The sequence below is a fragment of the Rheinheimera lutimaris genome (assembly GCF_013283795.1).
Taxonomy (GTDB): domain Bacteria; phylum Pseudomonadota; class Gammaproteobacteria; order Enterobacterales; family Alteromonadaceae; genus Alishewanella; species Alishewanella lutimaris.
In genome coordinates this window covers 97,262-118,270 of the sequence record NZ_JABSOD010000006.1, presented here as the reverse complement: position 1 = coordinate 118,270, position 21,009 = coordinate 97,262, and the positions used below count along the sequence as shown (strand labels likewise).

Here is a 21,009-nt window from a genome sequence, read left to right as displayed (position 1 = left end):
CTGTGAGGTGTAAATGCAGCACGATACAAAACCCTGGTACAAACAGCTTTGGCCATGGCTTTTAATTGCTATTCCTGTATTTACAGCACTTAAAGCCGTTCATACCGTTTATTTAATGCAGCAACACACCCCGGACCTGGTGGTAGATGATTACTACAAAGAGGGGCGCGCGATTAATATGCAGTTAGCCAAGTACCGGGAAGCTCAGCTGCGTAATTTAAGTGCCCATGTATTAATAGCCGGTAACCGTGCGATAGTGCGCTTTGCAGAGAACACGGTACTCGACGGAACCTTACATCTGGATTTTTACCACCCTACCCTGGCTGATCGTGATTTTGCATTGGACGCAGAACGCAGTGGTGAACTGCTGTATGTCGCGACTCTACCGGTAACCCCGGACGGTAAATGGCAGCTGGTGGTATCTGATGCCTCAAAAGACTGGAAGCTGCGGGCTACGCTGCAACTGCCGGCAACTGCTGAAATTAAACTCGGCTACTGATAAGGCAGCGAAGTGAACACAGAGCGCTGTTTTCATTGCAACGAGCCGGTACCGGACGGTTTCAACTTTAGTCTTAATTTTGATGGCCGTGCGCGGTCTTTCTGCTGTGCCGGCTGCCTGGCCGTGGCTGATACCATAATCAGCAGCAATCTGGCCGATTATTATCGCTTTCGTACAGAGCCGGCCGGTAAAGCCTCTGCTATGCCTGACAGCTTGCGCGCAGAACTGGCTAACTTTGATGCACCGGATGTGCTGGCTAATGTAAGCCATCAACAAGGTGAGCTTACCGAAATTGAATTATCTGTCAGCGGTATCAGCTGTGCTGCCTGCGCCTGGTTAATTGAAAAACAGCTGCGTAAATCATCTGCAGTACACCAGGTTAATGTTAACTCTGCTACGGCGCGCTGCCATCTGGTGTGGAATTCGGCGCAAACGCCACTGAGTAATCTGCTGAACAGTCTGGCCAACATTGGTTATCAGGCCAGCCCTTTTGTTGCCGATAAAGAAGAGCAGCTGTTTAAAACCGAACTCAGCCGGTTTTTAAAACGCCTTGCTGTATCCGGCATTATGTCGATGCAGGTAATGATGCTGGCCATAGCGCTGTATTTTGGCGACTACAGCGGTATTGAAGCCTCACATCAGGGCTATCTGCGCTGGATAAGTTTGTTTTTAACTTTGCCGGTGGTGCTGTACGCCGCCCTGCCCTTTGTCAGCAGTGCATGGCGCGGCATTAAAGCGCGGCAACTGAATATGGATGTGCCGGTTAGTCTGGCCATTTACTACACTTTTTTTGCCTCAGCTTATGCTACGGCTTTTAACACCGGCGAAGTGTACTTTGAGTCGGTATGCATGTTCACTTTTTTGCTGCAACTGGGTAAGTTTTTTGAGTATCGCGCCCGCGCCCGCGCCAGGGAAGCCACCGGTAACCTGCTGAAAATTATGCCGGTCAGTGCCACTTTACTGGTGAATGGCCAACCGCAAATTGTCTCAGCCAGACGCTTAAAGCAAGGCGATGTTATTATCTTAAGACCCGGCGAAACCATTGCCGCCGACGGTGAAGTTAGCAGTGGCCAAAGCTCGGCTGATGAGTCGATGTTAACCGGCGAATACCGGCCGGTTGCCAAGGGCATTGGCGATAAGGTGCTGGCCGGCAGTGTTAACCATGATGGTTTATTAGAAATTAAGGTCACTACGCCACTGCAAGCCTCGCGTTTGGGGCAAATTATTAAGCTGCAGCAGCGCACACTAAGCCAAAAACCGGCGGTACTGCAAAAAACGGATACGCTGGCCCGATATTTTGTTGAGCGCTTATTGCTTATCGCCGCCGCGACTTTTGTGCTGTGGTATTTTTGGCTCGATGCCGACCGCGCCTTTTGGGTGACCTTGTCAGTGTTGGTTGCCACCTGCCCCTGTGCGCTCAGCCTGGCTGCACCCACGGCAGTAACCTGCGCGCTGGCCAGTTTAAACCGCCGTGGTGTACTGATTAAAAACTCTGCCGTGCTGGATGTGCTGCCGCAATTAAGCTATCTGGTATTTGACAAAACCGGCACCCTGACCGAAGGCCGTTTTTCTGTCAGCTCGGTTGAAATACTGGCTGATGATTATAGTCAGGCAGAGGCTCTGGATCTGATAGCCAATTTAGAAGCTTATTCCGAACACCCTATTGCCCGGGCGTTTAATAGCTATCGTACCTCCACGCTGCCGTTAGCACAGACTCAGATCCATATTGGCGCCGGCATTAGTGCCATCTGTAATGGCCAGCATATTAAAGTTGGCAGTGCGGCATTTTGCGCAGTAACACAACAGCATAACGCCATGGTGTATTTAAGCGTAAATGATCGAAATATCGCGGCTATTCAGTTACAAGACGGCGTGCGGCCGGAAGTGCCGGGGTTGTTACAGATGCTGCGCCAACAAGGCTACCGGCTGATGATGCTTACCGGTGACAGCTCAGCACAGGCTGATGAGTTACAACGACAGTTGCAATTCGACGCTATGGTAAAGGGCTGCAGCCCGGAGCAAAAGGTGACAGAAATTAACCGCCTGGTTGCTGCCGGCCAAAAGGTATTAATGTTAGGCGATGGTATTAATGACAACCCGGGCTTTCATGCCGCCCATGTTTCGGTAACCTTACAAAGCGGCAGCGATTTATCCAAAAACCAGGCCGATGTGGTATTGTTACAACCCAGTATAGGCTTGTTGGCTGAGCTGCTAAGCGGCAGTAGCCGGGCGCAACGGATTATTAAACAAAACCTGCGCTGGTCGGTGGGTTATAATCTGCTGATTATACCATTGGCCGTGGCTGGTTTTGTCTCGCCTTATATAGCAGTGCTGGGTATGTCATTCAGCTCACTGCTGGTGGTATCTAATTCATTAAGGCTGCTGAAAAAATGAGTATTATTTATGTACTGATCCCCATCGCCATTCTGTTTGTACTGATTGGACTTACGGTATTTTTCTGGGCAGTGCGCAGCAAACAATTTGAAGACCTGGATAAGGAAGGCTTTAGCATCTTGTTTGATGAAGACAACACCGGCGATACTGAAAAAGACGATAAAACAACGCCATGAATACAGATTTATTGGCAGCGCTGTTAATTGGCTTTATCGGCAGCAGCCATTGCTTAGTGATGTGCGGTGGCATTGCAGGCGCATTGCAATTATCCATGCCGGCACAAAACCGTGCACGTAAGCTACAACTGCAACTGCTGCTCAGTCTCGGACGGCTGACCACCTATGCACTGTTCGGCGCTCTGGTCGGCTATTTTGGCGCCGGCGCTATGCAACTGGCCGGTGCCTCACTGTTATGGTTACGGCTGTTAGCCGGATTGCTGCTGCTGATGATGGCGCTATATATCAGCCGGTTATGGTTTGGTTTAATCCGGCTGGAGCAACTGGGACAAAAACTCTGGCGCTATGTGCAGCCGCTTGCCACTAAATTGCTGCCACTGAATTCTGCTACTAAGGCTTACAGTTATGGTCTGTGTTGGGGGGCGCTGCCTTGCGGTCTGGTATACAGCACCTTAGGTTGGAGCCTGGCCAGCGGCAGTGCAATACAAGGTGGCTTACTGATGTTGAGTTTCGGCGTCGGCACGCTGCCGGCGATACTACTTACCGGCAGCGCCGCCGGTGTGCTGCAGAAGTTGAAAAACACCTCCTGGTTGCGCTACAGTGCGGCCATTATGTTAGCTATTTACGCCGGCTACACGATTTGGCTTGCTATCCGCCGGCTGGTTTTTTAAGCTACTGCATGTCGGCATCTTAGAAAAGGTTTACCTCACCATGACACAACGCTCTGCAATAAATTGTCAGGACTGTGGCTTTAGCCAGCTGTGTTTGCCGTTTTCATTAAACGACACTGAAATGACGAAATTGGATGATATTATCCAGCGTAAACGGCCGCTGCATAAAGGTGATATGTTATTCGAAGCCGGCGGCGTACAAAAATCGTTGTTTGCCATTCGTACCGGTTCATTTAAAACCTTTACCCTGACCGACCAGGGTGAACAGCAAATTACCGGTTTTCATTTGCCCGGTGATATTGTCGGCTTTGATGGTTTACATAATCAGTTGCATCCAAGTTACGCTGAAGCGTTGGAAACCGCTATGGTATGCGAAATTCCGATGCCCAATCTGGAAACACTGCTTGACCAGTTACCGCGCCTGCGCCAACAAATGATGCGACTGATGAGCCAGGATATTCAGGCCGATCAGCAAATGATGCTATTGCTAAACCGTAAAACGGCCGAGCAAAAGCTGGCAACTTTTCTGTCGCAACTGGCTCAGCGCTTTGCCAACCGCGGCTTTTCCGCCACAGAATTCCGGTTAACCATGACCCGTAGTGATATCGGTAATTATCTGGGCTTAACGGTCGAAACCATCAGCCGTTTACTGAGCAAGCTTGATAAAGAAGAATTAATTCAGGTAGATGGCAAACTTATCACGTTAAAAGACCAGGCGGCTCTGAGTAAACTGGGCTCGCTTACGGCTCACTGCTAACCCACTTTGCTTTGCGCTGGCGCAAGGTTTAGTCCGGCAAACCAGGCTAGTTTAGCTACACTTAAGTAAAGCTTTTTTACTGTGGAGCCTGTTATGTCTGCTTACAACAATGTCTTAGTGGTACTTGACCCTACCGTAGATCAACAAAAAGCGCTTAATCGCGCTGTGCAGTTGGCACGGCTGCAGCACTGCAAATTAACAGCTTTTTTATCTGTCTATGATTTCTCTTACGAGATGACCACCATGCTGTCCGGCGAAGAGCGCGAGTCAATGCGCCAGGCGGTGATTAAAGATCGTGAGCTGTGGATCAGTGATTTTCTGGCCGCTCCCCGTGCCGGTGGCATTAATATCGATATTAAGGTGGTGTGGCATAACCGGCCATTTGAAGCGGTAGTGCTCGCCGTGCTTGAAGACGATTACGACCTGGTTATAAAAGGCACCCACGATCACGACGTACTTAAATCAATGATCTTCACCCCAACAGATTGGCATATTCTGCGTAAATGCCCCTGCCCGGTGTTACTGGTAAAAGACCATGACTGGCCACAGGGCGGTAACATTATCGCCGCCGTAAATGCCGGTAGTGAGCAAGCCCACCATTTATCCTTAAATCAGCGGGTGATCAACAAAGCCCGGCAGATGGCAGCGATGCTTAATGCTCATACCCATCTGGTTAATGCTTACCCCGGCACGCCGGTCAATATTGCTATTGAAATACCGGAGTTTAACCCGCAAGAATATAGCAGCACAATGAAACACCATCATATTGATGCAATAACCAATCTGGCAAAACAGTTTGATATCGACAGCAGCCATTGCCATGTGCAGGAAGGTATGCCGGAAGATGTGCTGCCGACAGTAGCCACAGAGCTGGATGCTGAAATGGTGATTATAGGTACCATCGGTCGCACAGGATTATCAGCGGCTATTATCGGTAACACTGCTGAACATGTAATTGACCGGCTGGACTGCGATGTATTAGCGGTTAAACCGGCAGATTTTGTCTGCCCGTTACAGAAAGACTGAGTTTTACTGCTGCACTGCTTTGGTATTGGCGCACGCTTAGCTATAATGTGCGCCATTTTTGTTTCCGGTAACCGTAGTTATGACTCACGCAGCGCAAGCTAAAGCCCAATACAATTTAAATAAACTGCATAAGCGCCTGCGCCGCGGCGTGGGACAGGCGATTGCCGATTTCAATATGATTGAAGAAGGCGATAAAATTATGGTGTGCTTGTCCGGTGGCAAGGACTCTTACACCCTGCTGGATATTCTGCTGAATTTACAGCAATCTGCGCCAATCAACTTTGCTATCGTAGCGGTTAACCTGGACCAAAAACAACCCGGTTTTCCAGCCGACGTACTACCGGCATATCTGAGCGGTATTGGTGTCGATTTTCAGATCGTCACCGAAGATACTTATTCGATTGTTAAAGATAAAATTCCCGAAGGTAAAACGACCTGCTCATTGTGTTCCCGCTTACGCCGCGGCATTTTGTACCGTACGGCTAAAGAGCTGGGCGCCACCAAAATTGCCCTGGGTCACCACCGTGATGATATGCTGGAAACCTTATTTCTGAACATGTTTTACGGCGGCAAGATGAAGTCGATGCCACCGAAATTGGTCAGCGATAACGGTGAGCATATCGTGATCCGGCCGCTGGCATACTGCAAAGAAAAGGATATTGAAAAATATGCTGTCGCGCGTGAATTCCCCATTATTCCGTGTAATCTGTGTGGTTCACAGGATGGTTTGCAGCGTCAGGTCGTAAAAGAAATGCTGCAGGACTGGGATAAACGCTTCCCGGGCAGAATAGAAACCATGTTTCAGGCCATGCAAAATATAGTGCCGTCGCACATGATTGATAAAACGCTGTTTAATTTTGCCGGCCTGACAAAAGACACTGAGCTTAGCGAGCGGGATACGGCGTTTGATAAACAAGCCGTACCTGCTATTCCTGTTGGTTTGGCCGGCGATGATGAAGCAGCGGCAGAGCAAGACACCAGCCCTCAGATCATCGCTCTGGGCTAAAGAAAAAGCGCAACTTAGTCAGTTGCGCTGTCGATTAACGGCAATAAATATAGCGGTCGCTGGCTGAATTGCCAGTTGGTGTCGGCCGCTAAATCTGTGCTAAGCCGGATAATACAGCGCTTTTCACTGCACTGAGTTACCGCGGCCGCTGCGCTTGTCATCTGTGGTGGCGTTACGGTATCAGCAAATTCGGCGATAACTCCGGCAACGTCCGGCAACCAATACTTGCTGATGCCGGCCATATCATCCAGCAATAAATCAAACTGACTGCGGTAATGCTGTGCGTCCTGCAGCGTTAATTCTGTTGCCAGTCGCATACGCGAACGCAGCCTGAACTGCACCTGGCAAGGTTCCGCATTGTCAGCCAGCAACACCTGCAAAATAGCATTACTGTCTTTTAACGCTTCATCGTACGGTAAACTGATTTCGCCGTTACCGGCAATATCCAGAGCGATATCATGCTGATCGCTTTTCAGGCCCAAACCATAGTATTTGCAGGCCTGGCCGCTGCGCTCGCCTGTTAAAGCAAACGCCAGCGTAATATCACTGTACTGCGGCTGCTGCAGTTTCTTCATCCGTTGATAAAAGCTGTTGTAGTTCAGCAGCAAATCGGCAGACACCGGTGCTGACAGTAACAGCACCAGAGGGGCGACATAACGCATATTATTCTTCCAGTAATTTGCGGTTAAAACGGATCATGCCGCTTATTTCAGCGATATAGTCTTCACCGCGTTCAGAGTAAGAGCCAAGCCCTGCGGCCAGCGCCACACCACTCACAGGTTTACCCTCAGCGCGCAAATGGGCCCGTATTACCCGCAGTGACTCGTAAGTATGAAAGGTATTTAAGTTGTAAAAGTAGCTTTTTATACTGGCTGCGGGGTTGGCAAATTTTGCCACCTCATGATAACTGCCCTCAACACGTTCCTGCGGCACCAAACCGCAGCCGGTGCGAAAACACCACTGGCCGAAAAAGTTATAGCCTTCTACCGCAAAACGGCTGGTGCCCCAGGCTGATTCATTCGCCGCCTGCATTAACACCAACGTATCGGGAATAATATCCACCCGCTTCAGCAACTCCCGCAACATGTTTTGGTCAGTTTCCGCCACTTCCATGCGAAACTCATCGTATAAGCTGTATAAAAACGCATATTCTTCTAACGAAATACGCAGCTGTTTTTCTTTTTTCTGTTGTATTTCAATTAACTGACGACGCAATGAACGTAACCGTGCGTTTTCGCGTTTTACATAGGGACGTAAATAATCAAAAAATGCCCGCTTTTTGGCTGTGGTATCGCTGTATTGGTTGAAGTCCGGTAAAGCAACAAACGGTGGTGCGGCAGAAGTATAAGCCAGTCGCTGCAATACCTTTTTTTTATCAGCTTCATTTAGTGCGGTGATCCGTGACGGCTTTTGCCAGTCCTCCAACGAGTCTAACTGTTGCACCGGCTCCAGCTCGGTAAAAGGGCTGATTGCAGCCAGCGCAACCAGCAGCCAAAAAGCTGAAATAATGGTTTTTTTCAATAACATCTATCACCTGTAAGTTACTCTTCCTGTATAGCACCCTTGCGATACCAGTAACCGGTTTGTTACAACATAACGCGCCATTTTACCTGCGCCCATCGCTTTATACGACCAAAAACTGCTTTTGGTTAGTTTTTTTGCAAAAACGCGGCGCCATCCATTGCAAAGCGCCGACAGTTATGTGAAAACAGGTAGCTACAGCTATATAGCTGTCCGGACGGATAAAAAACGGAGACATTAAGGTCGTTGTTATGAAACCCATTGAGCGCTCAACCAAATTAGACGGTGTCTGCTATGACATTCGCGGCCCTGTAGCCCAGGAAGCCAAACGCATGGAAGAGGAAGGCCACCGCATCCTCAAGTTAAATATCGGCAATCCGGCCCCCTTTGGTTTTGAAGCGCCGGATGAAATTTTGAAACATGTGATCCATAACCTGCCTACTGCCCAGGGTTATTCAGACTCGCAAGGCATTTACCCGGCCAGAGTAGCAGTGGCGCAATATTACCAACAGCGCGGCATTTTGGGTGCCGATGCCGATGATGTCTACATCGGTAATGGTGTGTCTGAGCTGATCTTAATGTCGCTGCAGGCGCTGTTGAATAACGGCGATGAAGTACTGGTTCCCTCCCCCGACTATCCATTGTGGACAGCCGCGGTTAATTTGGCCGGTGGTAAAGCACTGCATTACCGCTGTGATGAGCAACAGAACTGGTACCCGGATCTGGCTGACATTAAAGAAAAAATCAGCAAGAAAACTAAAGCTATCGTGCTGATTAATCCGAATAACCCCACCGGGGCTGTGTACGATAAAGCCTTTTTACTTGAGCTGCTGAAAATTGCCCGCGAACACCGCTTAGTGGTGTTAAGCGACGAAATTTACGACAAAGTGCTGTATGACGGTACTGAGCATGTCAGCACCGCCTCGCTGGCCGATGATTTAATCATGCTAACCTTTGGCGGCTTATCGAAAAACTACCGTATCGCCGGCTTTCGTGTCGGCTGGCTGTTTATTTCCGGCGCCAAGAATCTTGCGCGACATTACATTGAGGGCTTAAACGTGCTGGCCTCCATGCGGTTATGTGCCAATGTGCCCTGCCAGCATGCTGTACAAACTGCATTAGGTGGTTACCAAAGCATTAATGAGTTGGTGGTACCGGGCGGGCGTTTATACGAGCAAATGGACTTAGCGCACAAGCTGGTTACGCAAATTGATGGTATCAGTTGCATGCGGCCCAAAGGCGCCATGTACTTATTTCCGAAAATTGACCGGAAAAAATTCCGAATTAAAGACGACGAGTTATTTGTGCTGGATTTTCTGCGCCAACACAAAGTTCTGCTGGTGCATGGCCGCGCATTTAACTGGCCGGAGCCAGATCATTTTCGCATTGTATTTCTGCCGCACAAAGAACAGCTGGCGGCTGCAATTGGCAAACTGGCACAGTTTCTACCCGGTTACAGCCAATAGTATCAGGCCGTAACATCAAAATAAAAAGGCAGCCTCGCTGCCTTTTTATTTTGTATTTCTTAAACCTATTAGTTCAGGTCTTTATCGAGCCAAAATTTGGTGCCTTTTAACGTGGCCTGCAGTGCTAAACCTGCCTCAGTGAATTGATAAATAGTCACGTCATCAACACTGGCTTCAGCGCCCACTGCACCACCTTTATCGCCGGCTTTAGCAGCAGCGTCAGCCTGAGCACCAAACGCCCAGCCCTGCTCAATAAAACGTTGCATAGCATCTGCGGTATGAAACACCATGACCAAACGGAAATCCTTTACCCCGGCGCCTAAACCAACGCCGACTTCTCCCATTTTCATGTAGCTGTCTTTACCACTGCGATTATCGCGCACCACACCATAACCACCACCAAAACTGGCTAAAATCAGGTTCACATTAGCATTACTGAAAGTGGCATAGCCCGGAGCATTTTGCAGCTCAGCACGGGCAGCGGATTTCTCACGATACAATTGCGCTAACACCTCAGTACGCATTTGGTTGATCGCGTTTTTTTGCTCAGCAGCGCTGGCATTTAAGCCGCCGGCGCAACCTTGCAACATAAATACTGAGCTTAAGATTACTGCTGAAATGAATTTCCACATAACATGCTCCTGTCAGATATTCAGACTGAGATTTACAGACTCAGATTTACAGACAGAGTGTAGACGGCTTTACTGAAGTCAGACTTAACAACATGACTTAGCGTCGCGACAGCCTTCACCGCTGACTTCAAATTCTACCGTGGTATGGCTTAAATGATAGGGTGCCAACACTTTGGCTATCTGCTGTTTATAACTGATTTGCAGCTCAGGTGTTGGCGGCATCGCAATTTCAACGTGCATGGTTAGCACATGCTGCTCGCCATCCAGCGACCACAGATGTAAATGGTGGATAGATTTTACAAAGTCCAGTTGTTTCAGCTCTGTACTTATCTGCTGCTGTAATGCCGGGTCCGGGGTAACTTGTAAAAACAGCGCCAGTGTTTGGCGCAGGCTTCTGACTACATTAAACAAAATAAACAGCGTAAAACCAATACACAGGGCCGGGTCGAGCCAGGCCCAGCCGGTAAAGTACATCAGTACGGCACCAAGCAGCACCGCAACCCACCCCAATACATCTTCCAGCAAATGCCAGCTCAGCACTTTTTCATTTTGCGTCTTACCAGTGCGCAAACGCAATACCGCAATACCATTGACGGCTACGCCCAAAATAGCTAACGCAAACATTCCGCCAACATGCGGCAATTGCGGCTGCCACAATCTGGGAATAGCTTCTGCCAACACCCAGCCGGAACCCGCTAATAAAATAATACCGCTAATTAAAGCACTGAGTAACGACCAGCGCCGGAAACCATAGCTGTAACGCTCTGTCGGCTTTTTGGCCGCCACTTTGCTGGCAATCCAGGCAAAGCCAATGGCCAAGCTATCGCCAAGATCATGAATGGCATCAGCAATAATTGCCACGCTATTGGTTAAAATGCCGCCGACAATCTCAATCAGGGCAAAACCGAAGTTAAGCCAGAACGCCAGCGCAATATTACTGCTTTCACTGTGATGATGGCCATGACTGTGGCCTGAATGCTGGTGCTGATGCGATGTAGCCATAACGGGCCCCTGAATTATTTCATTGCCAGCATAAGAGTAAAGCCGCCTTGAAACAATCGGCGACGTTAATATAATTTCTTGTTTCTGTTGCCATTACGCAGTAACCTTGCTGCAATTAATAGCCGTCCATACTGCTGAAACATACGAATGACTAGCGACTTTTCTTTTCAACACGCTTTTGAAAGCCTGACCACAAAACTGGCCGCTGTAGTATTTTACGCCTTTGACATTAATGGCGTGGCCATTCCTATGGTACTGATATGGCTGATAAGTGGTGCGCTGGTGTTTACCTGCTACCTGGGTTTTATCAATGTGCGTGGTTTTAGTCACGCTATAGGTTTGCTGAAAAACAATAAACGCAGCAGCGAAACGGGCGAAATTACACCGTTTCAGGCGCTCAGCACAGCGCTGTCAGGCACTGTTGGCACCGGCAATATCGCCGGCGTGGCTGTTGCCATCAGCTTAGGTGGGCCGGGCGCTACCTTTTGGATGATTGTTGCCGGTCTGCTTGGCATGTCGACCAAATTTGTTGAATGTACTTTAGCGGTGAAATACCGGCAAATTAATCCGGATGGCAGCGTATCCGGTGGCCCGATGTATTACATTAAAGCGGCGCTGGATAAATATAACCTGCCGCTAACCGGCACCGTATTAGCAATGGCATTTTCCGTATTTGTTATTTTCGGCTCAGCCGGTTTTGTGCATGTTAATCAAGGCTTTGTGCAGGTAAAAACCGTTACCGGTTTTGATAATGCCTGGTTGTTTGGTGCGGTTTACGCATTTTTAGTCGGTGCAGTAATTATCGGCGGCTTAAAAAGTATTGCCAGGGTTACCAGCAAATTAGTACCGCTGATGTGCGGCATTTATTTACTTGCCTCATTAATTGTTATGCTAACCCATGCCAGCGCCATTCCTGCGGCACTGTGGCTGATAATACAGGGCGCCTTTACACCGGAGGCCGGCTATGGCGGCTTTATTGGTGTGCTTATTCAGGGCTTTCGTCGGGCAGCTTATTCTAATGAAGCCGGTATCGGCTCCTCGCCTATCGCTCATGCTGCGGCACAAACCAAAGACCCGGTAAGCCAGGGTTTTGTCGGCCTGCTGGAGCCATTTATTGACACCGTGGTTATCTGCACCATTACGGCCCTGGTGATTATTTTAACCGGCGCTTATCAAACGCCGGGGTTGGATGGTGTGCAAATTACGTCCGGTGCTTTTGCCTCGGTATTCAGCTGGTTTCCGTGGGTACTAATGGTGGCGTTGCTGCTGTTTGGTTTTTCCACTGTGATCAGCTGGTCATATTACGGCATGACAGGTTGGCGTTATCTGGTCGGTACAGACAAACATTTAACCCGGCTATACAAAGTGCTGTTTTGTTTTATCGTGTCGATGGGCGCAGTACCTAATGTTATGGCCGTGTTCGATTTTATCGACTCAATGATTTTCTTAATGGCGGTGCCGAATATTCTGGCGTTGTATCTGCTGTTACCCGAAGTAAAAGCAGATCTGAACGCCTATTGGCAAAAACGGCAGGCCCGTTAAGCGGCCTGCTCTACTGCAGCAATTTTTGTTTTAGTGGTCTTTTCAGCTTTATCAACTTTGTCTGCTTTGGCAGAAGGCTTTTTGGCTCCCAGAGCGACCAGTAAGTTATCTTTTTGTTGCGCCATATACAGCGCCAACGCTTCTGCCAACTGCTCATCGGCTATTAATGTGCTGGCAGCTAAAAAGTGCGTTAACTCATCAGCGGTATCAAGCATTTTGTCATAAGCATCAGCTTCCGCTTTAGAAGTAAAAGTCATCTTTTCCGCTCCGTTTCTTTCTACTACATACTTAATAATAACAGCCATGGCGTTTTCCCCTGATTAATTTACTGTTATTTTATACAGTATAAAAACCGGCTTGTCGAATGCTTTTTGCAACAGCCTTTATTACGCTTGCCACTATAGTCGGGCTCGAAGTTTCGCTGCAGTTGGCGTACTATAACGCAAATAAGCAGACCAGCGCGTTTTATGTTTTAGCTGTTTGAATTAACAAGGAATACTATGCCACATCCACTTTGGTCAGAGCGTCGGTCCGGCGCAGCCAGCAGCAGACCGGGCGATCAGCGCAGTCCCTGGCAGCGTGACCGCGCCCGTATTCTGCATTCTGCAGCTTTTCGCCGCTTACAAGCCAAAACGCAAATCCTCGGTATCGGCCAAAATGATTTTTACCGCACACGGCTGACCCATTCATTGGAAGCGGCACAAATTGGTACCGGTTTAGTCAGCCAGCTGCGTGCCAAAGTTAACCAGACACAGTTAAGTTATTTGCCTGATGACAGCCTGATGGAGGCGTTATGTCTGGCGCATGATATCGGCCACCCGCCCTTTGGCCACGGCGGCGAAACCGCGCTTAATTTTAAAATGCTGCATGCCGGTGGTTTTGAGGGTAATGGCCAAACACTGCGCATTGTAGCCAAATTAGAACCTTATACCCTGCAGCACGGTATGGATTTATCGCGCCGTACTTTGTTGGGTTTATTAAAATACCCGGTGTTACAGCCGGATTTAAGCCGGCAAACACTACCTGCAACTAACCCGCTGAATTTAACGCCGTGGCAGCCGGCAAAAGCAATTTTTGCTGCTGATGCCGATATTCTGCAGTGGATTTTAGCACCGCTTAGCGCGGCTGACTGTGCTTTATTTCAAAGCACAGAGCAGTTGGATAAGTCGCCTTATATTAAGTCGCGTTATAAGTCGCTGGATGCATCTATTATGGAGTTAGCCGACGATATTGCGTATGGCGTGCATGATTTGGAAGACGCTATAGTATTGGGCAACATCAGCCAAAGCCAATGGCAACAGCATACCGCCGATGACTGGGCTGCTCTGCCACATGAGTTGCAACCTTTGATGCAGCAGATCAGCACGGCTTTGTTCAGTAATCAACATCACCTGCGTAAAGACGCCATTGGCTCACTGGTAAACCTGCTGATCAGTGCAGTAACGTTATCAGAAGTGCTGCCGCAGGCAGAGGAGCCGTTAGTGCGCTATAACGCGACACTCTCAGCGGCTCCGCTGGCTATTTTGCATTGTTTAAAGCAGGTGGTGTATCGCTGCGTGATCTTAAAACCGGAGATCCAGCAATCACGCTTTCGCTGTCAGAATATGCTGATGGCGCTGTTTGATGCCTTTAGTTCAGACCCCGCCCGCTTGTTACCGGCCAATACACAACAGCGCTGGCAACAGGCAGCAGACGAACTTAAAGTGCGGGTAATTTGTGATTATATTTCCGGTATGACCGATGATTACGCCGAGCATATGTATCGCCGGCTTTATGCCACTGTTTAACATTTAACTGACAGGTATTTCAGCTTTTGACACATACAGCATTACGCGTACTGGCCGGGCCAACAGCTCTGGCGCATATTGAGCAACATGGTCTGCAACAGGCTGATTTTAATGTAATGGTTGGCGCCAGTGGCGGGCCGAAGTGGTTTTGTTTATTTGGTCTGGATCAGTATTTATTTGGTGATTTTTTTGCCGGCCGCAACAAACCGCTGCACATTCTGGGCAGCTCGGCAGGTGCCTGGCGCTTTGCCTGTTTTGCTCAGGCAGACCCGGCTGCTGCATCGCAGCGGTTTTGTCAGGCCTACTCCCACATTACCTATCCAAAAGCCGCCGACACACAGCTGATTACGCAAATTTCTGCCGCTATTATCGATGACGTCTTTCCGACTGAACAGCATTTACAGCAAGTATTAGACAACCCGATAGTAAAACTGAATTTAGTGGTGGCCAAAGCCAGGCGTTTATCCGCAGCGCGCAGTAGGTTATTGCAGGCCGGCGGCCTTACACTTGCCGCCGGTGCTAACCTGGTTAGCCGTAAACATTTGCAACATTTTTTTCAGCGTGTGTTGTTTCATGTTGCCGGCGAGCCATCGCCGTTTCACTATGCCGGTGTGTTACCCACTCAGCATGTTGCCCTAAACCGCGATAACCTGCGCCAGGCAGTAATGGCCAGCGGTACTATTCCTATGGTGTTAAACGCGGTAGAGAATATCGCCGGAGCCGGTCCGGGTTTATATTATGACGGCGGCGTTACCGACTACCACTTCGACCTGCCGTTCAGCGACAACGGCCTGGTGCTATATCCGCACTTTTATCCGCGCCTGACACCGGGCTGGTTTGATAAGGCGCTGAAATGGCGCAAAGTAAACCCGGCACATTTGCATAATGTGGTGCTGCTGTGCCCGACAGACGGTTGGGTTAAGTCTTTACCGTTTGGCAAAATACCGGATCGTAATGATTTTAAGCTGCCCGACCACATAAGAATTGCATACTGGCAAGAGGTCATAGCCCGTTCGCATGAACTGGCCACTGCGTTAAAGCAGGGTAATTTTCATGTTGAAGCATTATGATAAGCCAGTTTGCACAAAAAATAAGCACTCAACCGTACCGGTTAACTAACCAGCTGTAACTGGCCGGTTCTTTCAGGTTACACTTGCGTCACTTTTAGTTCACCAGCAGAAGACGTAGTTATGCCCGGCCGCGATCCGTTAACCAATACCGTGCGTGTGGTTGAATCTAACCAAAGACGCAAACTCACTAAAGCTTTACCACTGCAACAAGGCGAAATATCCAACCTGAGCTTCTGGGTAAGTCAGATATCCATGATCATCGCCACGATATTAGGTGTGTATCTTGCGGCCCAACAAGGCTTACGCCAGGCTGTTGTGTTTGAGCAAATTCAAAGCGACAAAAGTAACTACTACTTGCGTAAGTCGTTACAGCAAGAGCTTAGTGACAACCTGCAGCTGATTAAAACCTTTACCGAACAAATTAAAGGTGTCGGCACGCACAATATCAAACGCCATTCCCTGACGCTGGATACCTTTGTTTGGGAGAGCATGAAATTCTCCCCTGCTACCCTGGAAACGCCGCCGGCATTACTTAGTGAAAGCCGCAAGTTTTATCGCGAAGTTAATGATATTCATGGCAAAATTCTAAGCAGCTTTTACAGTCCTCATTACGGCACCACGCTATTATTGGCGCAAGTAGAGCATATGGAAACAGTGGTACTGCCGATGTTTGAGGCAGATACCAGCCAGCTGAAACAAGCCCTGTCACAGCAGGAAGTAGAGGTAGAGTAACGTGAGCAAAGTACAATTATATTGCCCCTGTTGTCAGGATCAGTCGCTACAGACTGTTGAGTTACATGGCCAGCAAGTAGACCGCTGTTGCAAATGCAATGGTCTTTGGTTTGATGACAAAGAATTGAGTGATGCCATAGCACACAGCAGTGAGCTAACAGATCCATATTGCGTAAAGCAGGCCTTTGGTGAAAAACTCGAGCAACATCAATATCATTGCCATCGCTGTAATAAACAAATGCAGCAATTTCATCTGTTAAAAGACTACCAGGTAACGCTGGATAAATGCAGCAGTTGCAAAGGAATTTGGGTAGATGGTGATGAAGCAGAGCAAGTGCTTGCTGCACCTAAGCTGCAAGCTGCTTTAACCGAATTGAATAAAAAAGTCTGTGCAAAAAGCTGGCTGTTTCAGTTTTTCACCCAGATGCCGAAAGAGTACAATATCAAGCCGCATCGCACGCCGGTTATGACCTGGACCTTACTGGCACTGAATATCCTTATCTATTTACTGCACGGTTTTGACGACAATGCCACGCAATGGGTATTCAGCCATTTTGCACTCGACTCTGTTTCTATACTGGATGGACAGCAATGGTGGAGCCTGCTGAGTTATCAGTTTTTACACGGTGGCTTGCTGCATTTAGCCGGCAATATGTATTTCCTCTGGATCATCGGTGACAACCTGGAAGATGCGCTGGGGCCGTGGAAGTTTCTTGCCGTTTATCTGCTATGCGGCGTAGCCGCTGCAGTAGTAGAAATGCTGATGTGTTATCTGGTAGACCGCGATTTACTGATGGTCGGTGCCAGCGGCGCCGTTGCCGGCTTATTCGGCATGTATTTATTGTGGTTCCGTCATGCCAGCCTGACCTTTATGTTTGTGGTCTGGCAGAAAAAACTTAACCCGGCCTGGTACTTTGCTATCTGGGCCGCACTTAATATCTTTGGTTTACTGTCAGAAGATTTAAGCGTAGCGTACTGGGCACACTTAGGTGGGTTGGCGACAGGTTTAGTGGTTGGTGTATTACTTAAAGAGAAAGTATTAGCGCAAAACCCATTACTGCAGTTGTTACAACAACCTTATGCCAAAATACTGCGCTAACAATATTTCAGGCCGGGCCTGTAACGGAGCGAATTATGACAACCTCTTTGCTGCTAACGCTGTTTATCGCGATGTTACTGCCCTTTTTAGCCAAGGCTCCGCTGGCCTTTGCCATGCAAAAATCCGGCGGTTATGACAACCATAACCCGCGGGTGCAACAAAGCGCGCTGCAAGGCTTTGGCCAGCGCGCCAATGCTGCTCACTACAACAGCTTTGAAGCGCTGTTAATATATGCCTGTGCAGTGCTCAGTGTGGTGGGTTTAAATGCGGTAGACCAAACCACGGTAATTTTAGGCTGGGTGTTTATCATGAGTCGCATCGCGTACTTAGCCTGCTACTGGTTAGACTATGCCACCAGCCGCTCGCTAATGTGGCTTATCGGTATAGTGGCCGCGTTTGGTATTGCCGGACGCGCATTGCTCCATTTAGCATGAGTACTCCGGTGTTTTTCAGGCAGGCGTTGTTACCCATTTCATCTTTATTTATCTCCATTGCCTTTCTTGCCACAGGTTACGGCATGCTGATGACCTATATCGGGCTGTATTTAAAGCAGGCCGGCCTGTCGGAAATGGCCATTGGTATAATTAACTCAGCTTTTTTTCTCGGTGCCCTGCTGGCAGCGGTTTTTAGCCAGAAACTGATAGTAAATGTCGGGCATGCCCGCAGTTTTTCTGCCTTTTCTGCGCTCATGGTAATGGCCTTCCTTGGTCATACTTTACATTATGACCCCTGGTTTTGGGCCATACTCCGTTTACTGTCTGGCTTCGCCTTTTACGCACTGCTAATAGTGCTGGAAAGTTGGCTAAATGAAAAAAGCAGCCAGCATGACCGGGGCCGGATTCTAGCGGTATACACAGTAGTGTTTTTTATGGCTACCGCTCTGGGTCAACTGATTTTAAGCCTGAACGTAACATCACATCTGGTGTTTGTACTGGGGTCAGTGCTGGTGCTGGCGTCGCTGTTTTTAGTGGCGATTACCCGCATCAGTCAGCCTGTGTTGCAACCTTTTGAGCGCTACAGCTTACCCAGGGTATTACATATCGCCCCGCTCGCACTGGTAGGCAGCATAATTGGCGGCTTTTTTGTCGGCGGGTTTTACACCATGATGCCGGTATTTGTGCTGAATATGTACCAACAACAATCAGTTGTTGCGTCATTTATGGCACTTTCGATACTTGGCGGTTTACTGGCGCAATGGCCGGTTGGCACTTTATCCGACCGCTACGGCCGGCGTAAGTTACTCGCCTGGGCCGGTTTATTTAGTGCGGCCATTTGCTTGCTACTGGCGCTGCTGGCAACGCAACTTTGGTTATTTTATTTACTTGGTTTTTTGCTTGGTACCAGCCTGTTTAGTATTTATCCGCTTAGCGTGGCGCGCGCCAACGACAGATTAGACCACGGCAAAGATCTGGTTGAAATTAGCCGCAGCTTGCTGTTTGCCTATGGCATTGGCTCGTTTTTAGCACCGCTGGTATTGGGCGCAATCTTAGGTGTATCGGGTAGTCTGTTTTTTACTGTTTTAGCAGTAGCTGCACTGCTATTGGGTGTTTATGCCTTAAGCGCAGAGCGGATAGCCAATGAGCAGCTAAGTGTGTTTGTTGCCGTGCCTGCAGCCTCAGGCGCATCACTGGCACAAATGGATCCGCGCCAGGACGAGCAATGGGTAGAGGCGCATAAGCCGGACTATCCTGAAGAAACAGATGCTACCAAGCCTGCAGGGGTTAATGATGACTAACAACCAGATATTTCACCTGCCATAATATGCGTTGACAATTTTCAGGTCAGTTTTTCTAAGTTCAACAACATAAGTCTTTTTACCAATACTTCCTCTTTGACCTGCAGGGTAGTCAGCAGGTTGGTAATAAACAATCCAGTTATTATCATCTTCCATAAGCGTGATGTTGTAACCCGATATACCCAGACTCTCTTCGTCAACTCGCTCACCAGCAAGCTTAATAACATCAAAATGCGACGCTTTAATTGATAATACTTCTACAGGCGCTTTAATCTCTGACAATGTGGAATTCTCCATAAGCATAAGTAGTGCAATAGACGATAAAATTTTCATTCTTTTAACACCGAAACAGTTCCATCTTCCGGATTGAATATCTTAAATAACCCACCGGGTGTTCCTAAATAACCCCGGTAGCCTGATATACCGCGAGCATCCGCACGGATCCCCGAGTAATAGCCCGCTGAAAAGTTATCACTGTTAAACTGAACCCTCAGGGTCACCCTCAGGGTCAGGTCTTGCTTTTTGCCACTATCTTACTTACCCGCGAGTAATGTAAGCCAAAATAACTGCCAATCTCTTTAAGGGTGTAACCGCCAGAACAATACGCTGCAATAATAGCCTCGTTACGCGTTTCAGCTGCATGCTCATACTTTGCGAGTGATTGGGTTGCTCCGCGCCACTGCTTTTGGGGAATATCGAATAACTCATCATGTTCGTTTAGAAGCGCTAAATGGGTTTGCACGAAGTCATCGTTACCCAAAAAAATCTGATTGCGGAGCCTATCCCAAACGGGCAAACCTTTACCTTGCTGCACAAAATCTGCATATTTTTCTCTGGCTGTTTTACGGTTTTTGGCAAACATTCCCAGTAAAAAATCTGTCGCCAGCCAGGAAGGAGAAGCGGTTAGCCCCATTACCGCATGCCAGTTGCTCCATGGCCAGTTATCAACCGACTGCACCATATTTGCCCTGATGGGGTTTAGCACAATATACCGACTTAACTCCAGTAAGTAGGCATCTTTATCTACCAGAATGGCTTTATATCTGCCCTGAAATAAATGCCCTACCCGTTTGTATTTTCGGTTAATCGCTTGGGTAAAATTGCCGTTAAGTTGGCGCATGCCCATACTCAGATTGGCATCCGGCGTTTCCACCAATAAATGGTAATGGTTCATCATCAGGCAATACGCATGTACCACCCAGTTACATTGCTCACATACCTTGCCAAGCAGAACCAAAAACAGCTTAAAATCCGTATCGTCAAAATAGATGGCTTTGCGTTCATTGCCTCTACTGGTGACATGGTAAAGCGCGCCTGCAAATTCCAGTCTCAATGGCCTTGCCATACTATTCGTTCCGTCTGGCATTTTTTAGCACTAAACTTTAGTGCATCATACAGAAAAGACAAAAGGCAAGACCTGACCCTTTGGGCCTAATTCCGATGCCTTTCGCTAAAAGGCGCTGGATGCTGTACCGGAACCTCCAAATTGCTAACTATCTTTGCTCATTATTTATTTCATTCAGCAACTCGGATGCTTCTGCAAGGCCATTATCAAGTGCTCTTAAAGCCCATTCTTCAGCGAGCTCTGCTTGACCATTTTGTAGATAAAAGTGAGCCAGATTATATTGGCTTACCATATCGCCGAGCTCTGCTGCCTTAGTTAACCAAATAAAGGCTTTTTCACTATCCATTGTAGAAAACTTATAGTGTTTATGAAGTCTTACAGCTGCAAATAACTCTCCATTTTGCGCTGCAGAGATCAGTTTTGGGAGTTCGTCTGCATCAATAAAAAAAGTACTTCCTGTAGACGTTGCCACATTTATATCCTCTTGACTTTTCGCGTTAAATCCAGTCATCGTTGTTACTAAAATAATCAAAAAAAATAACTTCATTT

At 48.2% G+C, this 21,009-nt stretch carries 23 protein-coding genes; 15 read left to right on the top strand and 8 right to left on the bottom strand.

Translation table 11 applies throughout. From position 1 onward, the window contains the following. Window positions 1-13: 13 nt before the first annotated feature. From HRH59_RS07905 to ttcA, 7 genes are all read left to right on the top strand, one after another. The gene (locus HRH59_RS07905) at window positions 14-499 is read left to right on the top strand and encodes a FixH family protein (RefSeq protein ID WP_173500739.1); all 486 of its coding nucleotides are present in this window, start codon (window positions 14-16) and stop codon (window positions 497-499) included. Between the two features lie 12 nt (window positions 500-511). After that, window positions 512-2,893: a heavy metal translocating P-type ATPase gene (locus HRH59_RS07900; RefSeq protein WP_173500738.1), complete on the top strand. Its 2,382-nt coding sequence runs from the start codon at window positions 512-514 to the stop codon at window positions 2,891-2,893. Then, window positions 2,890-3,069: a cbb3-type cytochrome oxidase assembly protein CcoS gene (ccoS, locus tag HRH59_RS07895; RefSeq protein WP_173500737.1), complete on the top strand. Its 180-nt coding sequence runs from the start codon at window positions 2,890-2,892 to the stop codon at window positions 3,067-3,069. The genes HRH59_RS07900 and ccoS overlap by 4 nt, the downstream gene beginning before the upstream one ends. After that, window positions 3,066-3,740, top strand: a complete 675-nt coding sequence (locus tag HRH59_RS07890) for a sulfite exporter TauE/SafE family protein (RefSeq protein ID WP_173500736.1) — start codon at window positions 3,066-3,068, stop codon at window positions 3,738-3,740. The genes ccoS and HRH59_RS07890 overlap by 4 nt, the downstream gene beginning before the upstream one ends. Before the next feature lie 40 nt (window positions 3,741-3,780). Beyond that, window positions 3,781-4,497, top strand: coding sequence for a fumarate/nitrate reduction transcriptional regulator Fnr (gene fnr, locus HRH59_RS07885; RefSeq protein ID WP_173500735.1), 717 nt, complete (start codon window positions 3,781-3,783; stop codon window positions 4,495-4,497). A 93-nt stretch (window positions 4,498-4,590) separates the two neighbouring features. Then, window positions 4,591-5,523 (top strand): universal stress protein UspE, encoded by a 933-nt coding sequence (gene uspE / locus HRH59_RS07880; RefSeq protein ID WP_173500734.1) that lies wholly within the window; start codon window positions 4,591-4,593, stop codon window positions 5,521-5,523. Between the two features lie 79 nt (window positions 5,524-5,602). Then, window positions 5,603-6,529, top strand: a complete 927-nt coding sequence (ttcA, locus tag HRH59_RS07875; RefSeq protein WP_173500733.1) for a tRNA 2-thiocytidine(32) synthetase TtcA — start codon at window positions 5,603-5,605, stop codon at window positions 6,527-6,529. 14 nt (window positions 6,530-6,543) lie between these two features. Here the strand turns inward: ttcA and HRH59_RS07870 are convergent, their stop codons facing one another. Next, complete coding sequence (locus tag HRH59_RS07870; protein ID WP_173500732.1) at window positions 6,544-7,191, bottom strand: DUF2987 domain-containing protein; 648 nt, start codon at window positions 7,189-7,191, stop codon at window positions 6,544-6,546. A gap of 1 nt (window position 7,192) precedes the next feature. Further along, window positions 7,193-8,056: a glucosaminidase domain-containing protein gene (locus tag HRH59_RS07865; protein WP_173500731.1), complete on the bottom strand. Its 864-nt coding sequence runs from the start codon at window positions 8,054-8,056 to the stop codon at window positions 7,193-7,195. A gap of 245 nt (window positions 8,057-8,301) precedes the next feature. Between HRH59_RS07865 and HRH59_RS07860 the strand changes: the two genes are divergently transcribed. After that, entirely contained in the window at window positions 8,302-9,516 is a 1,215-nt protein-coding gene (locus HRH59_RS07860) for a pyridoxal phosphate-dependent aminotransferase (protein WP_173500730.1), read from the top strand. 68 nt (window positions 9,517-9,584) lie between these two features. Here the strand turns inward: HRH59_RS07860 and HRH59_RS07855 are convergent, their stop codons facing one another. Beyond that, window positions 9,585-10,148 (bottom strand): lipid-binding SYLF domain-containing protein, encoded by a 564-nt coding sequence (locus tag HRH59_RS07855; protein WP_173500729.1) that lies wholly within the window; start codon window positions 10,146-10,148, stop codon window positions 9,585-9,587. Between the two features lie 84 nt (window positions 10,149-10,232). Then, window positions 10,233-11,150: a cation diffusion facilitator family transporter gene (locus HRH59_RS07850; protein ID WP_173500728.1), complete on the bottom strand. Its 918-nt coding sequence runs from the start codon at window positions 11,148-11,150 to the stop codon at window positions 10,233-10,235. A gap of 147 nt (window positions 11,151-11,297) precedes the next feature. Here HRH59_RS07850 and HRH59_RS07845 point away from each other — a divergent pair, with 147 nt between their 5' ends. Next, window positions 11,298-12,692, top strand: a complete 1,395-nt coding sequence (locus HRH59_RS07845) for an alanine/glycine:cation symporter family protein (protein WP_173500727.1) — start codon at window positions 11,298-11,300, stop codon at window positions 12,690-12,692. Here HRH59_RS07845 and HRH59_RS07840 read toward each other — a convergent pair. Continuing rightward, complete coding sequence (locus tag HRH59_RS07840; protein ID WP_173500726.1) at window positions 12,689-12,997, bottom strand: YebG family protein; 309 nt, start codon at window positions 12,995-12,997, stop codon at window positions 12,689-12,691. The genes HRH59_RS07845 and HRH59_RS07840 overlap by 4 nt on opposite strands. A 195-nt stretch (window positions 12,998-13,192) precedes the next feature. Here HRH59_RS07840 and HRH59_RS07835 point away from each other — a divergent pair, with 195 nt between their 5' ends. The 6 genes from HRH59_RS07835 (at window position 13,193) to HRH59_RS07810 (ending at window position 19,115) form a co-directional block, all read left to right on the top strand. Continuing rightward, window positions 13,193-14,479 (top strand): anti-phage deoxyguanosine triphosphatase, encoded by a 1,287-nt coding sequence (locus HRH59_RS07835; RefSeq protein WP_173500725.1) that lies wholly within the window; start codon window positions 13,193-13,195, stop codon window positions 14,477-14,479. 26 nt (window positions 14,480-14,505) lie between these two features. Then, window positions 14,506-15,549, top strand: a complete 1,044-nt coding sequence (locus HRH59_RS07830; protein ID WP_173500724.1) for a patatin-like phospholipase family protein — start codon at window positions 14,506-14,508, stop codon at window positions 15,547-15,549. 120 nt (window positions 15,550-15,669) lie between these two features. After that, window positions 15,670-16,281: a hypothetical protein gene (locus HRH59_RS07825; RefSeq protein ID WP_173500723.1), complete on the top strand. Its 612-nt coding sequence runs from the start codon at window positions 15,670-15,672 to the stop codon at window positions 16,279-16,281. 1 nt (window position 16,282) lies between these two features. Next, window positions 16,283-17,380, top strand: coding sequence for a rhomboid family intramembrane serine protease (locus tag HRH59_RS19535; RefSeq protein WP_173500722.1), 1,098 nt, complete (start codon window positions 16,283-16,285; stop codon window positions 17,378-17,380). Between the two features lie 35 nt (window positions 17,381-17,415). After that, the gene (locus HRH59_RS07815; protein WP_173500721.1) at window positions 17,416-17,814 is read left to right on the top strand and encodes an MAPEG family protein; all 399 of its coding nucleotides are present in this window, start codon (window positions 17,416-17,418) and stop codon (window positions 17,812-17,814) included. An 8-nt stretch (window positions 17,815-17,822) separates the two neighbouring features. Then, entirely contained in the window at window positions 17,823-19,115 is a 1,293-nt protein-coding gene (locus HRH59_RS07810) for an MFS transporter (protein WP_173500720.1), read from the top strand. A gap of 12 nt (window positions 19,116-19,127) precedes the next feature. Here the strand turns inward: HRH59_RS07810 and HRH59_RS07805 are convergent, their stop codons facing one another. From HRH59_RS07805 to HRH59_RS07795, 3 genes are all read right to left on the bottom strand, one after another. After that, a complete protein-coding gene (locus HRH59_RS07805) occupies window positions 19,128-19,448 on the bottom strand; it encodes a hypothetical protein (RefSeq protein WP_173500719.1) in 321 nt (106 codons plus the stop codon). Window positions 19,449-19,623: 175 nt separating this feature from the next. Continuing rightward, window positions 19,624-20,460, bottom strand: coding sequence for an REP-associated tyrosine transposase (locus HRH59_RS07800; RefSeq protein WP_173500718.1), 837 nt, complete (start codon window positions 20,458-20,460; stop codon window positions 19,624-19,626). A 148-nt stretch (window positions 20,461-20,608) separates the two neighbouring features. Next, window positions 20,609-21,007 carry a sel1 repeat family protein gene (locus HRH59_RS07795; protein ID WP_173500717.1) on the bottom strand — a complete coding sequence of 133 codons (399 nt, stop codon included), beginning with the start codon at window positions 21,005-21,007 and terminating at the stop codon, window positions 20,609-20,611. Window positions 21,008-21,009 lie beyond the last annotated feature (2 nt).